The following is a 13,664-nucleotide window of genomic DNA, read 5'->3' as shown; positions in this document are numbered from 1 at the left end:
ATCAGCAGCCGCGGCGAAGGTCCGCGGCCCACGAGAGAATGGAGCCGACGATGCAGCAGACGACGACGAGCGCCTCGGGCGTGCAGGTGGTGACGGATGCCGACTTCCAGGCCGAGGTCCTGGACGCGGGCGAGCTGGTGCTGGTGGACTTCGGCGCGCCGTGGTGCGGGCCCTGCCGGATGATGGGGCCCACCGTGGAGCAGCTGGCGGGCGAGTACGCCGGCCGCGTGAAGGTGGCCACGCTGGACGTGGACGAGAACCAGGAGACGGCGGCGCGCTACAACGTGCGGTCGCTCCCCACCTTTCTGCTGTTCAAGGGCGGGCAGCCCGTGGACCAGGTGATCGGCGCCGTTCCCCGCCCCATGCTGGAGCGCAAGATCCAGGAGCACCTGTAACCGGATCCTCGCGGAGCCCGCGGAGAGAATGTCTCTCCGCCGGCGCGCGGAATCCATCCACCGTCAAAGCAAGAGAATTCCTGATGGCGACGGACGAGAACGAGACGGGCGGGGTGGCCGCGGCGGCGTGCGGGTGCGGGGTGGACCACGCGGCGGACGCCGAGGGGCGCCACGCCGTGGGGGTGGACGAGGGGGTAAAGGACCGCAACCTCAAGCGCCTGCGCCGCATCGAGGGCCAGATCCGCGGCCTGCAGCGCATGGTCGAGGAAGACCGCTACTGTGCCGACATCCTTACCCAGATCTCGTCCGTGCACGAGGCGCTGCGCTCTGTGGGTCGCGAGCTGGTGCGCAACCACCTGAAGCACTGCGCCGCCGCCGCCATCCGCAGCGACGAGCCCGCCTCCGCCGAAAAGATGTACGACGAGCTGGTGGACATGATGTTCAAGCACGTGCGCTGACGAATTCCGGAAAAGCAACTTCGGGGAGGTACAGAGGGACAGAGAACGGCCAGAGGAACAGAGGACAACCGATCCTCTGTTCCTCTGGCTTTTGTCTGACCCTCTGTACCCCCGCCGTTTTCAGTCCCGTGAATTCACACAAAGAAAATGGGGACGACCAACCTCGTCGTCCCCCGCTTTGCATCTGACCTGTGCTGCGCTCAGCCGCCGCCCGTCACCATGGTGCCACTCTGGGTTTCCCCAATTTCCGGCTCCGTGGGGTTACCGGCGCATGCAGCGAGCATCGCAAGCAGAACGATGGCAAAGAGTCTGCGGACCATGGCGTGCTCCTGTCGGGAGGGGGGCGGTCACGTATGTGTGTGGGGTTGAAGATAAATGATAACAGCGAACACACGTTTACGCAACTCGTCCGAAAAGGATTGATGACTGTTTCGCGGGTCGGGAGCAGGTCCGGAAGCGATGACCGACAGGCCGGCCCTCCGCCAGGCGTGGCTCAGTTGGGGAAGCTGAACAGCGAGGCCGAAAGGGCGCGACGGCTGCTGCGGCGCAGCTGTGGGTCGTCATCGCGCGCGCGGCCGATCGCCTGGCCCACGCCAAAGGTCACCACCACGCCGCGCCCGGAAACGCCGCTCGTCACCGGCATCGCCACGTCCATGCGGTAGGTGCGCCGCGAGCCCGGCGGGAACGCCGCGCGCAGCCCGAACCCCACGCTGGCCTCCAGCGGCGAGGTCACGCCGAAGGTGTCGCCGCCGGCCCACATCTTTCCCGCGTCCACGAACACGGCCGTGCCCAGGTCGAACAGGCGGGCGTACGGCCACCCCAGGTAGGCACGGTGCTCCAGCGACGCCACCACCCGCCGCTCGCCCGGCCATGCGTGCGTGGGCAGCCCCCGCAGCCCCGCGCGGCTCCCCATCGTCAGCTGAAAGGGCACCATCGTCCGCCATCCCCCCACCGCCGACACCGCCGCCACCACCGTGTGGCGCGACTCGTCCGAGGGGCGCCAGTACGCCCACGCGTCGGCCTGCCCGAACAGGTTGCGCCACTCGAACGATCCCGCCCGCGCGCCGAAGTCGCGCCGCCCCTCGCCCCGCGCGCTCACCCCGGCCAGCACCCCCCGGAACGGCGCGCCGGCGACCGAAAAGCCCAGGTCCACCAGCAGGTCGTCGTCGTCCGAAAACGCCTCCAGGCTGCGGCCGATCCCCACCTCGGCCTCCACGCCCAGCCGCACGTCCTCCGTCCCCCGCACCGCGTCCAGCGCGCGCCGCCGCTCGAACCACACGTTGCGCTGTCCGGCCAGGAACACCACGCGCACGCTGGAGATGGTGTCCAGCCCCGTCACCACCGGGATCGGCTCGCCGGGTGCCAGCTGCCGCACGGCACGCTCGTCGCCGCCGCCGTCCTCCGACAGGTAGTCGCGGGGGTATTCCGTCCACTCCCCCGCCACCGCCAGGCCAAAGAGCGTAAGCCGGCCGCGCCGCCCCAGCCGCATCACCGTCCCCACGTCGAACGAGCGGCGCGACTCCTCGAAGTAGCGCCGCCGCACCCCCCCATCCTCTTCGGGCGTGGGGATGTAGATGACGAAGTTGCGCTCCAGGTGCTCGATCTGCTGCCGGAACGCCCAGCGCCCGTTCTCGCCCCGGAAGGGGTACGCCAGCCGCTGCACCACCGACACGCCCACCGGCGTCTTCGCCACGCCGATCTCCGCGTCCAGCCGCGTCCCCGCCAGCTGCCGCGTGCCCACCGAGGCGCCGTACACCCGCTCGCCCTGCTGCTCCTTGAAGTACGCCGAGACGTGCTGCCCCGTGCCCAGCAGGTTGTCCTCGCGCAGCTCTACCCCGGTCAGCTGCACGCTTCCGTCGTCCGAGTCCCACTGGGGCTCCAGCCGCACCGACCACTCGTCGCGCGTCTCCACCACCACGTGCTGGCTGCCGTCCGGCTGCGCCACCGCGAACACGTCCGCGTCGGCGATGAACGACAGGCTGCGCAGGATGCGCTCGGAGTCTTCCAGCAGTTCGAGGTCGTAGCACTCGCCCGTGCGAAACAGCAGCTCGCGGCGGATGACGCTTTCGCGGGTGCGCACGTGCATGCTGTTGGCCGAGCGGTACGCCCAGTTGAAGCGGGCGTCCAGCTCGGCGCCGCCCACGTCGAACACCGAGCGGTTGTCGACGAAGATCTCCGACACCCGCCCCTGCGGGCACACGCCCTCCCCCGCCTGCGCGCCCGCGGGCACGGCGGCCGCCAGCGCCAGCGCCGCCGCAAAGGCGGGCGCCGGACGGCGGAAGCAGGGAGGGATGCGCATACCGCTCAAGCGATTGCCTCGTCGTGACTTTGCGGCCCGCGCCGCGCGCGGAGGGCGCCCGGAAGCGTGGCTTGTACCGCGGGGAGCGGGGCAATGTTCGGGCCGGTCCGCGGGCGGCGCAAAAAACGCGGGCGGGGCTCCCCGCCGGAAGCCCCGCCCGCCCTTGATCCCACGCGCCGCGCCCGCGGCGTTCCGCCTCAGTCCCCGGCCACCGCCAGCGGGTGCTCCGGCTCCTCGGGCTCGATCGCGAAGCCGGCCGGCTGCGCCCGCAGCTCCGCCAGCGCCGCCTCCATGCGGGCCACGTCGCGCACCGCGCCCAGCTCCTGGAACAGCTCCCGGGCCCGCTCCAGGTACGCCTGCGCCTCTTCCGTGCCCCCGAACTGGCGGCGCAGCTCGGCGTAGTCCGCGCGCGTCTCCGCCTCCAGGAAGGGGTACCCCTTCTCGGCCGCGATCTCCAGCGCCTTTTCGAAGAAGATGAAGCCGTCCTCGTCGCCCAGGGCCCGCGCGATGTTGCCGCGCCCTTGGTACATGCGGCCCAGGATGTACGCGCTTCCCGCCGCGATGGCGTGCTCCTCGGCCACCCGGCCCCACTCCTCGGCCTGGCTCACGTGCCCTTCGCGCAGGCACACGTCGGCGATGTCGCTGGCGATGCCGGAAAGCAGGGAGCGCGACACAGGCAGCAAGCGGGCCCGGTCGTAGGCGGAACGCGCCTCTTCCAGCCGTCCCTGCTTGTAGCGCAGGTGGCCCAGGTTCATGTGGCAGATGGCCAGGTCCACCGGCGAGGCGGCGGCCTCGGCGCGGTCGAACGCCCGGGCCAGCCAGTCCTCGGCCTCCTCGAGCCGCTCCATGCGGGTGGCCAGGTGGCCCAGGTTGTACAGGATCTGCGCCAATTCCAGCGTGAAGTCGCCCTCGGACGCGCCCTCCGCCAGCAGCAGCGCGTCGCCGTAGGTGGCCTCGGCGTCCACCCAGCGGCCCTGCCACGCCAGCACGTTCCCCATACCCGTGCGCGCCACCACCTCGCCGCGCAGGTCGTCCGCGTCGCGGGCCAGCTGCGCGCTGCGCTCGTAGTGCTGCGAGGCCTCCTGGAACTCGCCCAGGTGCAGCGCCACGCGGGCAATGCGGCGAAGCGCCAGGATCTGGGGCGCCTTCTCCAGCAGGGGCAGCGAAAGCGTGAGCGCGGCACGGTAGCACTGGCGGGCGCCCTTGAGCCTGCCCTCGCCCTCCATGCGCTCGCCCATCGCGACCAGGTGCCCCGCGGCCTCGTCGCCACGTCCTTCGTAAAAGCTGCGAAAGACGGGACGCAGCCCCTCGTACAGCACCGTGACGTACTGCCGGAACGCTTCCTCTGCGTCGCGCACCGCCCGCTCCACGTCGTCGGCGGAGACGATGCGCTTGTCGACGGTGGCGTACGCGCTGGAGCTGTCCCACGCCCTTCCGGGGTCGGGGATCGCCGCCGCGATCACGCGCAGCCGAAGCAGCTCCATCTCGTCCATCTCGGGGACGAGCGCGAGCAGCTCCTCGACGGTGGCTTCAGTACGAGACACTGGGAAGATCACGAAAGCGCGGTTCAGCCGCCGCCGGTGACGAACGTACCGCCGCGGGCCACATCGGTGGTGCCGTACGTCGAGAAGTGGTCCGTGAGCGTGCGCAGCCGCTGGCCATCGGCGGTCACGCCGCCGCCCACGTCCACCCACACGTCGTCCCACCACACCACGGTGGGGGAGGCGGAGGTCTCGATGCTGGTGCCGCGGAAGGGGAGCTCGATGGCGACGGGCCGGTTGAACTGCACGTTGTGCGGCCCGAACTCGGCGATCACGTGCTCCGCCGCGTTGGGATCCACCGGCAGGCGGATGCTGAACATCGTCACCTTGTCCACCGCGCCGGCGGGCACCTCGATGGCGAAGCCCAGGAAGTCCAGGCGCCCGCCCTCGGGGCCGATCCACTTCTTGGCCCAGGCGATGGTGACCTGGGGCTTCTGACGGAAGCGGGCCAGCGACGCCATGTCGCTGCTGTTGAGCGACGGCCCGGACGGAACCGCCGACAGCGGCGTCTGGCCGGTGTCGGAGCAGCCCGCAACCAGTACTGCGATGAACAGCGCCAGCAGAGAGCCGAGCTTACGGATGATGGGGGCCATGCAAACGTCCTCCGGAACTGTGGGATGGGAGGGGATGCCGTACGCCAGAGCACGGCGCGTACCCGCGCGGCCAAATCACGGGAAAAGACGCCAAGCAGTTGCAATGTAACTACTTATGGCCCGCTTACCAACACCGGGGCCTTTATGCGGCAACGGCACGGACCGCACCGTAGGTGTGCGGAGTGCACATGAACGGTGCAACCGGCGGGCCGGCGCGGGTTCAGCCGTGCTCGATGCCGTAGTCCGTGATCTTGCGCCGCAGGGTGTTGCGGTGAATGCCCAGCCGCTCCGCCGCCACCGTCACGTTGTTGGACGTTTCGCGCAGCGCGCGGCGAATCATCCGCTTCTCCATCTCTTCCAGCGTCACCAGCGGCGGCTCCGTGGGCGCGGGGGCGGCGCCGTTGGCGGCGGCCGGCTCCGGCGGGTTCAGGATGTCGGCGGGAAGGTGCTGCGGCAGCAGGGTCTCGCCGTCCGCCATCACCACGGCGCGCTCGGCGGCGTTGCGCAGCTGGCGCACGTTGCCGGGCCACGGGTGGCGGTGCAGCACGTTGAACACCTCCTCGGCCACGGCGCGCACGGGGCGCCCGTGCTCGCGCGCGTAGTGCGCAAAGAAGTGCATGGAGAGCAGGTCCAGGTCGCTGCCCCGGTCGCGCAGCGGGGGAAGAAGGACGGTGACCACCGCCAGGCGGTAGTACAGGTCCTCGCGAAAGCGCCCTTCGCGCACCGCCTGCGCCAGGTCGCGGTTGGTGGCCGCCACGATGCGCACGTCGATGGACACCGGCGAGCCGCCGCCCACGCGCTCCACCTCGCGCTCCTGGATGGCGCGCAGGATCTTGCTCTGCAGCGCCATCGACATGTCGCCGATCTCGTCCAGGAACAGCGTTCCCCCGTGCGCCCGCTCGAAGCGCCCGATGCGGCGGCCGATGGCGCCGGTGAACGCACCCTTCTCGTGGCCGAACAGCTCGCTTTCCAGCAGGTTCTCGGGGATGGCGGCGCAGTTGATGGCCACGAACGGCCCGCGGGTGCGGCGCGAGCGCGAGTGCAGCACGCGCGCCACCATCTCCTTGCCGGTGCCGCTTTCGCCCAGCACCAGCACGGTGGCGTCGCTGGTGGCGGCACGGGCGATGGACTTGAAGACGCCCATCATCTGCGAGCTGGCGCCCACGATGGTGTCTTCGCCCGGCTTGCCGGCGGGCTCGGGGAGCGGGCGCAGGCGCTTGATCTCCTCCACGCCCAGCAGGATCTCGCGCACACGGCCGCGGGGAAGCGGCTTGGGAAGAACGTCGTGCGCGCCCTGGCGAATGGCCTCCATGGCCAGGTCCATGGTGGGCTGCGAGGTCAGCAGCACCACGGGTGCCATTCCGCCGTCCTCGTGCAGGCGGCCCAGGATCTCCAGCCCGGCGCCCGAAAAGTCCGCGTCCAGCAGGATCAGGTCCCAGCTCCCGGACGCAATCATGCGCAGTCCCTCGGAAAGGGACTGTGCGGAGAACAGCTCCGCGTCGTCCAACTCCGGTTCGAGCGTTCGACCGAGACTCCGGTCCGCGTCGAGGAGAAGAACCTTCAAGAGTGGGGTGTGGCGTATGTTTCGGTCGATTGATGGATAACCGTGACAATATACGGGCGCACACACGGTGGCGCAAAGGCATGGCCCTACGTTTGTATACTTCGCGCGCTTCGCGTCGTCGCGATTGGGCGATCGCAAACAGGCCCGGGTGCATCTTCTGCCTTGGGATGGCGGGTCACGAGTGGGACGGAGACACCACCGTTGATCCACGGCAGCAAGGGCGAATGAATTCGCTGCAACAACCACACGAAGGCCGCCTTCGCGGACTGGCGGCCCTGGGGTGCAGGCAAGTGCCTGCCACGTGGCAGGGATCGATGTTCAACCTCCCCCAGGGGTTTTGGGGGAGGTGGGCGAGTAATGCGAGCCCGGAGGGGGCGTGCCTCTCGCGCAGGTCCCTTCCGAAGCGGGATCGAACTCTCCCCTTTCTCCCGCGCAGCGGGGGAGAGGGACCGGGGGAGAGGGGGCCCGTCGGGCGCCAGCTCGGAGCCTTTCGCCAGCGGACAACTGCTGAATCCTCGCTCTCCGCGCGCAGGAGCCGAAAGCGGCAACACTGTAGATGATGCAGTCCGCCACTCCTGATCCGCGTCAGCGGCGGGCTCCGCAAAAGACGCGCATCAGGTGGAGGCGCAGTCCGGGTTGGGCGGCGGGACGTCGGGGGGGAGGTGCCTTCAAAAAAATTCTCATACACACCGTAAGGCAGCCTTGCGACGGCACGACGGCCGGGACGGTGTGTGATGCGGGCCGCGGCGGGTGTGTTCGCGGCGCGGAGCAAAGCGTGGCACCGCATCTGCCGTACGCGTCTCTTGCCGTCGCGCGGGGCGCGCGCGTAGTTTGCCGCGACCGCTGAGCCGTACGAGAGCCCTCCGTTTCGATACACGCTGGAGCCGGACCGATGAAGTTCGCCATGATTGGCGCCGTCCTGATCACCCTTCCCGCCATTGCCGGCCTGATCTATTCGATGATCGTCGGCAACCATTACCTGATGTACGCGGCGATCGCCAGCTTGGCGCTGAACTCGCTGCCGTTCATCGCGGCGGGGCTGCTGATGCGGCGCAGCGGCGGGGGCGACGACCTGGGGCACTGAGCCCCTTACCGCAGCACCCTGAGCTCCGCCGGCTCCAGCAGGTACAGGCGCCCCCGGACGTCGAACGCGGCGTCCAGGGGCGCCGTGTTCGTCTGGCCCAGCACGCGGCCGGTAAGCGCGTCCAGCACCGCCAGCCGCGCCCCCCGCCCCCGCCCGAACACCGCCACCCGCCGCCCCGAAGGGTCCACGCGCACCTCCATCTCGCCCTGCGGCCCGCGCACGGGCGGCGACTCGGCCCAGATGCGGCGCAGTTCGTCGCCCCCATGGCGCAGCCGCACCACGAGGCCGGTGCCGTGGTAGCCGTACAGGGTGCCGTCGGGCCCCGCCGCCAGCCCGCGCAGCGGCTCGGCCTGGGCGGCGCTGAACAGCACGCGTCCGCTGCCGGCGTCGCGCACCTGCACGGCCGGCGGCACGTCCTCGTTGCGCTCCACCGACACGTACACACGGTCCGCCAGGGGCGAGACGGCCAGCCCCACGGCCTGGCCGCCGGTCTCGGCCCACCCCCAGCGGGGCGTGAGCGTGGCGGCGTCCAGCCCCACCACCCCGCCGCGGCGGTTGGCGGTGAACACCCACCGCCCCCGCGGGTCGCGCGCGGCCACCCGCATCGCCGGGGAGCCCCATCCGCCCGAGGCGCGCCCGCCGGCCGCGTCGGCCCCCATCAGCCGCCGCGCCCCGGCCGCGATCACCAGCCGCCCGCCGCTGCGCCACAGCAGGCGCGGCACGGACTCGCCGGGGACGGTTACGGTGGCCACGGCGCGGCCGGTGGTGTCGATGCCCGTCAGCCGGCCGCGCGCGCCGATCCACGCCACGCCGGCGGAGTCGAACGACAGCGTGGCGCCCTCGGCCGCGGGCTGCGGCAGGGGGATGCGCTGGTCGGCGGGAAGCGCCTCCTGCCCCTTGCACCCGGCCAGCAGCAGGAGCCCGCAGAGCAGCGATGCGGCGCGCGCCCTTGCGGCGGTCATGCGGCGCATGGAATCATTCTCCCTCCGTCTGGAGTACCAGCCGGCGGGTGGACACGAGAGTGCGCCTCGCGGCGTGCACGCAAACCCGGGCGGTGCCCGCCGCGAGCCCGTCCGGAAGGAACGCGCCACGCTCGTGCATCCGACCCGCGAGCGGGTGCAGCGCTCGCCGTTCCTTGGCGCGCTCCCCGCTTGAACCGTTCATCCGCAACACGAACCACCCATCCGCCGCATGTACAGGATTCTCCTTTTCGCCGCGTCGCTGGCCCTGCTGCTTTCCGCCTGCGGCGACCGCGGGCCCACGCCGCAGCAGCGGCAGGTGCGCCAGAACGCCCGGCTGGACGCCTGCATCGCCGAGGCGCTGGCCATGAACGCCCGGTCGCGGCTGGCCACGCTGGACAGCCTGCTGGCGCAGAGCCAGGCGCGCGGCAGCGTGCCCTCGCTGGTGAGCGCGCCGCACAAGTTCGCGCAGGTGTACGCCACCTACGCCGACCTGCGCGCGCACGAGACGGCCTACCGCGACAGCGCGTACAACGCCTCAAGCAAGGAAGACTCCACCCGCTACGAGAAGCAGGCGCTGGAGTTCCGCGTAAACCGCCCGTCGCCCGAGAGCCTGGAGGAGAACGTGATCCGCGACTACGGGCGCGACTTCGTGGGCTCGCGCGCCAACCCCGAGCACGGCTGCAACCACCTGGTGCGCCAGCAGGAGAAGGACGGCGAGGGGTGAGGGCCCGGACGTAGCGCGATTCCCCACCGCGCCCGCCGCCGGGGCGAATGAATTCGCGGCTTGGAAAACGCGATGTCCGCCTTCGCGGACGATTGTTTAGCGATCTGCTCAGCAGGTGCAGCCCCGCGCGGTTTGCGGGGCTTTCCGCGTTTCCAGCCGCAGGTTCACGCGCTCAGGAGAGAACCCGCCCGGCTCCGAATCCGCCGCCGCCGCGTCGGCCAGACTCTTCGCCGCGAGCCGGCAAGGGCGAATGAATTCGCTGCAACGACCACACGAAGTCCGCCTTCGCGGACAGGCGGCCCCGGAGTAGCGGCAGGGCTCCGTGCACGTGGCTGTCTTGTGAGGAGCCGGCCCCACGGAGCCCCGCGCGGTTTGCGGGGCTTTCCGCTTTCCCAGCCGCGGGTTCACCCGCCCGGGATAAAACCCGCCCGGCTCCGAATCCGCCGCCGCCGCGTCGACGGCCAGATTCTCGCCGCCCCCCGGCAAGGGCGAATGAATTCGCTGCAACGACCACACGAAGTCCGCCTTCGCGGACAGGCGGCACCGGAGTAGCGGCAGGGCTCCGTGCACGTGGCTGTCTTGTGAGGAGCCGGCCCCACGAAGCCCCGCGCGGTTTGCGGGGCTTTCCGCTTTTGTTGCGGCGAGTTCACTCGCTCTCGCGGGCGCCATCCGAACCTCGATTCCGCCCCCCGCCTTGCCCCATCCCCCGCCGGCCGCGCATTCTGTCCCGGAAGCGTGGCGCAGCATACAACGCGGAACAGGGGTCAGGCAGATGCCGGTCGTTCATCTTCTGGGCACGGGCGCGGGGGTCAGCGGCCCGGACCGCACCACCACCATGCTGGCCTTCGAAAGCGGCGGCCACAGCGTGGTGGTGGACTGCGGCGGCGATGTCATCCAGCGGCTGATGGCGTCGGGGGTGAACCCCGCCGGCATCGAGGCGCTCATCGTGACGCACGAGCACCCGGACCACGTGAGCGGCTTTCCGCTGTTCATGGAAAAGATCTGGCTGCTGGGGCGCCGGCATCCCATCCCCGTCCACGGAATCCGCCCGGCGCTGGACCAGGCCCGCCGCGTGTGGGAGGCGTTCCGCACCGGGGGATGGGAGGGCGTGCCGGCGATCCAGTGGAACGAGTTTCCGCTGGAGGCCGACGCCCACGTCCTCTCCAACGACCGCTGGCGCATCACCGCGGCGCCGGGGATCCATGGCGTGCCGGTGGTCGGCATCCGGGTAGAGGATGCGCAGGGCTCCGGCGTCTGCGCCTATTCGTGCGACACGGCCAAGTCGGCGGAGATCACGGAGATGGCGCGCGGCGCGGACCTGCTGGTGCACGAAGCAACCGGGACCACGCAGGGCGGCCACACCACCAACGAACAGGCCGCGGAGGTGGCGCGCGACGCCGGCGTCGGGCGCGCGGTGCTGGTTCACCTGCCGCCCGGCGTGACGGACGGCGACCTCGCCGGGGCGCGGACGATCTTCGCGAACATCGAGCTGGGAGAGGACGGGGCGCGATATGACTTCTAGCATCCCGCGCCCGCGCGTGCTGGCCGCCGCACTGGGGCTGGCGCTGGGCGCGTGCGCATCCGCTCCGACTGCGCGCACGGCATCCGCCTCGATGGCGGTCTCCGCCGCCGGCGAGTGCGACCTGGCGCCAGGAACGCTGGTGAACGTGCGCTCCATCGACCGCACCATCCGCACCGACATCCGCTACGCCACCGCCAACAACTTTACCGGCGCGGTGCTCCCCGGCTACGAGCGCCCGGTGGCCATGCTGCGGCCCGAGGCGGCGCGAGCGCTGGCGCGCGTGCACCAGTCGCTGCGCCCGCGGGGACTTGGACTCAAGGTGTTCGATGGATACCGCCCCGTCCGCGCCACCTTGGGGATGGTGGAGTGGGCGGAGCGCACGGGAAACCAGTGGGTGCTGGAGCAGGGCTACGTCGCCCGGCAGAGCGGCCACAACGTGGGGCGCACGGTGGACCTGACGCTGGTGAACCTTCGCACCGGGCGCGAGCTGGAGATGGGGACGGCGTACGACACCTTCTCCCGCGAGGCGCACACCGCCAACGCCACTGGCCAGGTGGCCGCCAACCGCCGCATCCTGGTGGAGGCGATGGCCGCGGAAGGCTTCCAGAACTACGACCAGGAGTGGTGGCACTTCAGCATCCCCGGCCCGCGCGACGCGCTGGACGTGCCCCTGCGCTGCTTCCGCTGAGCCGGGCGATCACCGTCTGACGATCAGTGTCATTCCCGGGAAGGCGCCGCGCGCATCCTGCTGGATGAAGAACAGGATTGTCATTCCGAGGCCCGGCCACGCTGCAGCCGGACGATCACGCCGCAGGTCGCAGGGCCGAGGAATCTACCGTCGGCCCGCGTGAGGCCGGACGCGGCAGCCCGCACCAGACCTGCGGTGGTGAAAACCGCCAGACAGGTCCAGTCCGGGGCGTCGCGAAATGCCACGAGGAAACCGAGAGTAGATTCCTCGGTCGCGCACCTGGCTTCCGTGGTCGAACAAAGTACCGGGTGGGCGCTCCCTCGGAATGACAGATCTGAGTCCGGTCGAAAAAGTCCGGAGCGGCGGCGGATGCCTCGGATTTGGGGGTCCTCCGCAGTATCCCCAAGTCGAGATCGTGCGTCTGAGCGCATCCTCCGAAGTCGACTTCTCCACGCCTATGTGGATCAAGCGGCATTGGGCGACTTCTTGGACTGGACTCAGATCTGGGTGCGACCGGGGGTTTTTGCTTGTCGAGGAGGCGCCGCGCGGACCCGTCCACCCATACGGATCATGGTCCAACTCAAGAGCACTGGGCGCGCGCCTCCTTCAGAATGGCACCATCCGCCGGAGTCATTAGCCTGCCTGCCCACATGACCCGCATCCTCCCGCACCGCCGCAACGTGACGCCGATGCGATCCATCCCCCTCCCGCGCCTGCTGCCCGCCGCGGCCTGCCTGGCGCTCGCCGCCGCCCCCGCCGCCGCCCAGGGCCTGGGAATGGTGGAGGGCGTGTTCGACGAGGTCACCGCCGTCACCGTCTTCTACCAGCGCGGCTGGGTGCCTTCGTCAAGCGAGATCGAAAGCGGCGGATCGCTGCACGGCGGGGGAACGGAGGTGCTCATCAACCTCAAGTCCACCGGGCGCACCAGCTACGAGCTGGGGCTGGGCGCCAGCTACCTCCGCGGCTACCGTGCGGCCGAGCCCACGCTGGACCTGCGCGCCTCCCTGCGCGCCCTGCCCACCGTCTCGCTCTACGCCTCGTGGAACCGGCTGCTGGGCCCCGTCACCGTCTACGGCGGCGCCAGCTTTGGCCTGATCGAGTTGTGGAACGCGCAGGCGTACGACGAGGAGGGCACGCAGTGGGACGTGGAGGCGCGCGCCTTCGAGCAGGGGCTTTCGCTGGGGATGTACCTGGAAGATTCGCCGGTCGCGGGGCTGTTCGCGGAGGGCGGCTACCGCTTCCGCAACTTCCACAGCGTCAAGTGGACCGCGGACGCGGAGCTGCCGGAGGAATGGCCGCGGTCGCTGGACTTCAGCGGTCCGTTCCTTTCCCTGGGCTGGCAGCTGCAGCTGAAGAGCGACGACGAGGATGCGGACGATGCCATCACCCCGCCCGCGCCCGCAGGCACCTGGATGCTGGAGCGGGCGGACGGCGCGGCCCTCCCCGCCCTGCTGGACACGGACGAAGCCGGCCGGCGCGAGGTGCTGCACGCCGTACTCCGGCTTCGGCCCGACGACGAGCGGAAGCCGGGAGAGCCGCACGGCGCGTGGATCCTGGAGATGAACGTTCGCCGCGTCGGCGGACTGTTGCGCGCGGACGAGCCGGAGATCCGCCTGTCGCGGAACGAAGAGTCCGGCACGTACACGGTGGACAAGAACGTGCTGCAGCTGGGCGGATCGGGGCAGGCGCACCGGCTGGAGAGGCTTGCGGGGCGGCTGTACCTGCAGTGGAACGGCCACGTGCTGGTCTTTGCGCCGGGGAGCGCCGAGCCGGCAGACGACGAGTCGTAGCGCCGCAGGCTTGCGGCGGCACGCGGGGCGGGGCATCTTCCGCC

At 70.6% G+C, this 13,664-nt stretch carries 12 protein-coding genes; 7 read left to right on the top strand and 5 right to left on the bottom strand.

Translation table 11 applies throughout. The features are described 5' to 3' along the window. Window positions 1–50: 50 nt before the first annotated feature. Both trxA and VGC13_RS13100 read left to right on the top strand, forming a co-directional pair. Window positions 51–395, top strand: a complete 345-nt coding sequence (gene trxA / locus VGC13_RS13105) for a thioredoxin (protein ID WP_331125703.1) — start codon at window positions 51–53, stop codon at window positions 393–395. An 83-nt stretch (window positions 396–478) separates the two neighbouring features. Then, window positions 479–853 (top strand): metal-sensitive transcriptional regulator, encoded by a 375-nt coding sequence (locus VGC13_RS13100; RefSeq protein ID WP_331125702.1) that lies wholly within the window; start codon window positions 479–481, stop codon window positions 851–853. 493 nt (window positions 854–1,346) lie between these two features. Here VGC13_RS13100 and VGC13_RS13095 read toward each other — a convergent pair whose 3' ends face one another. From VGC13_RS13095 to VGC13_RS13080, 4 genes are all read right to left on the bottom strand, one after another. Further along, entirely contained in the window at window positions 1,347–3,152 is a 1,806-nt protein-coding gene (locus tag VGC13_RS13095) for a BamA/TamA family outer membrane protein (protein WP_331125701.1), read from the bottom strand. Window positions 3,153–3,349: 197 nt separating this feature from the next. After that, entirely contained in the window at window positions 3,350–4,696 is a 1,347-nt protein-coding gene (locus VGC13_RS13090) for a tetratricopeptide repeat protein (RefSeq protein ID WP_331125700.1), read from the bottom strand. A 23-nt stretch (window positions 4,697–4,719) separates the two neighbouring features. Then, complete coding sequence (locus VGC13_RS13085) at window positions 4,720–5,286, bottom strand: hypothetical protein (RefSeq protein WP_331125699.1); 567 nt, start codon at window positions 5,284–5,286, stop codon at window positions 4,720–4,722. Between the two features lie 220 nt (window positions 5,287–5,506). After that, a complete protein-coding gene (locus tag VGC13_RS13080) occupies window positions 5,507–6,916 on the bottom strand; it encodes a sigma-54 dependent transcriptional regulator (RefSeq protein ID WP_331125698.1) in 1,410 nt (469 codons plus the stop codon). Between the two features lie 826 nt (window positions 6,917–7,742). On the opposite strand from VGC13_RS13080, the gene VGC13_RS13075 reads away from it, so the two are divergent. After that, window positions 7,743–7,934 (top strand): hypothetical protein, encoded by a 192-nt coding sequence (locus VGC13_RS13075; RefSeq protein ID WP_331125697.1) that lies wholly within the window; start codon window positions 7,743–7,745, stop codon window positions 7,932–7,934. A 5-nt stretch (window positions 7,935–7,939) separates the two neighbouring features. On the opposite strand, the gene VGC13_RS13070 is transcribed toward VGC13_RS13075, so the two are convergent. Then, the gene (locus tag VGC13_RS13070; RefSeq protein ID WP_331125696.1) at window positions 7,940–8,905 is read right to left on the bottom strand and encodes a hypothetical protein; all 966 of its coding nucleotides are present in this window, start codon (window positions 8,903–8,905) and stop codon (window positions 7,940–7,942) included. 220 nt (window positions 8,906–9,125) lie between these two features. Here VGC13_RS13070 and VGC13_RS13065 point away from each other — a divergent pair, with 220 nt between their 5' ends. The 4 genes from VGC13_RS13065 to VGC13_RS13050 all read left to right on the top strand — a co-directional run bounded on the left by VGC13_RS13065 (window position 9,126) and on the right by VGC13_RS13050 (window position 13,620). Then, a complete protein-coding gene (locus VGC13_RS13065; RefSeq protein ID WP_331125695.1) occupies window positions 9,126–9,620 on the top strand; it encodes a hypothetical protein in 495 nt (164 codons plus the stop codon). A gap of 772 nt (window positions 9,621–10,392) precedes the next feature. Then, window positions 10,393–11,142, top strand: coding sequence for an MBL fold metallo-hydrolase (locus VGC13_RS13060; RefSeq protein ID WP_331125694.1), 750 nt, complete (start codon window positions 10,393–10,395; stop codon window positions 11,140–11,142). Then, complete coding sequence (locus VGC13_RS13055; protein WP_331125693.1) at window positions 11,132–11,830, top strand: M15 family metallopeptidase; 699 nt, start codon at window positions 11,132–11,134, stop codon at window positions 11,828–11,830. The genes VGC13_RS13060 and VGC13_RS13055 overlap by 11 nt, the downstream gene beginning before the upstream one ends. A gap of 650 nt (window positions 11,831–12,480) precedes the next feature. After that, the gene (locus tag VGC13_RS13050) at window positions 12,481–13,620 is read left to right on the top strand and encodes a hypothetical protein (protein WP_331125692.1); all 1,140 of its coding nucleotides are present in this window, start codon (window positions 12,481–12,483) and stop codon (window positions 13,618–13,620) included. Window positions 13,621–13,664: the final 44 nt, after the last annotated feature.

Origin of the sequence: Longimicrobium sp., from assembly GCF_036399255.1 — a bacterium.
In the GTDB taxonomy this organism is placed as follows: domain Bacteria; phylum Gemmatimonadota; class Gemmatimonadetes; order Longimicrobiales; family Longimicrobiaceae; genus Longimicrobium.
Note: the sequence above shows the minus strand (reverse complement) of the source record. Positions and strands in the feature narration are given on the sequence as shown.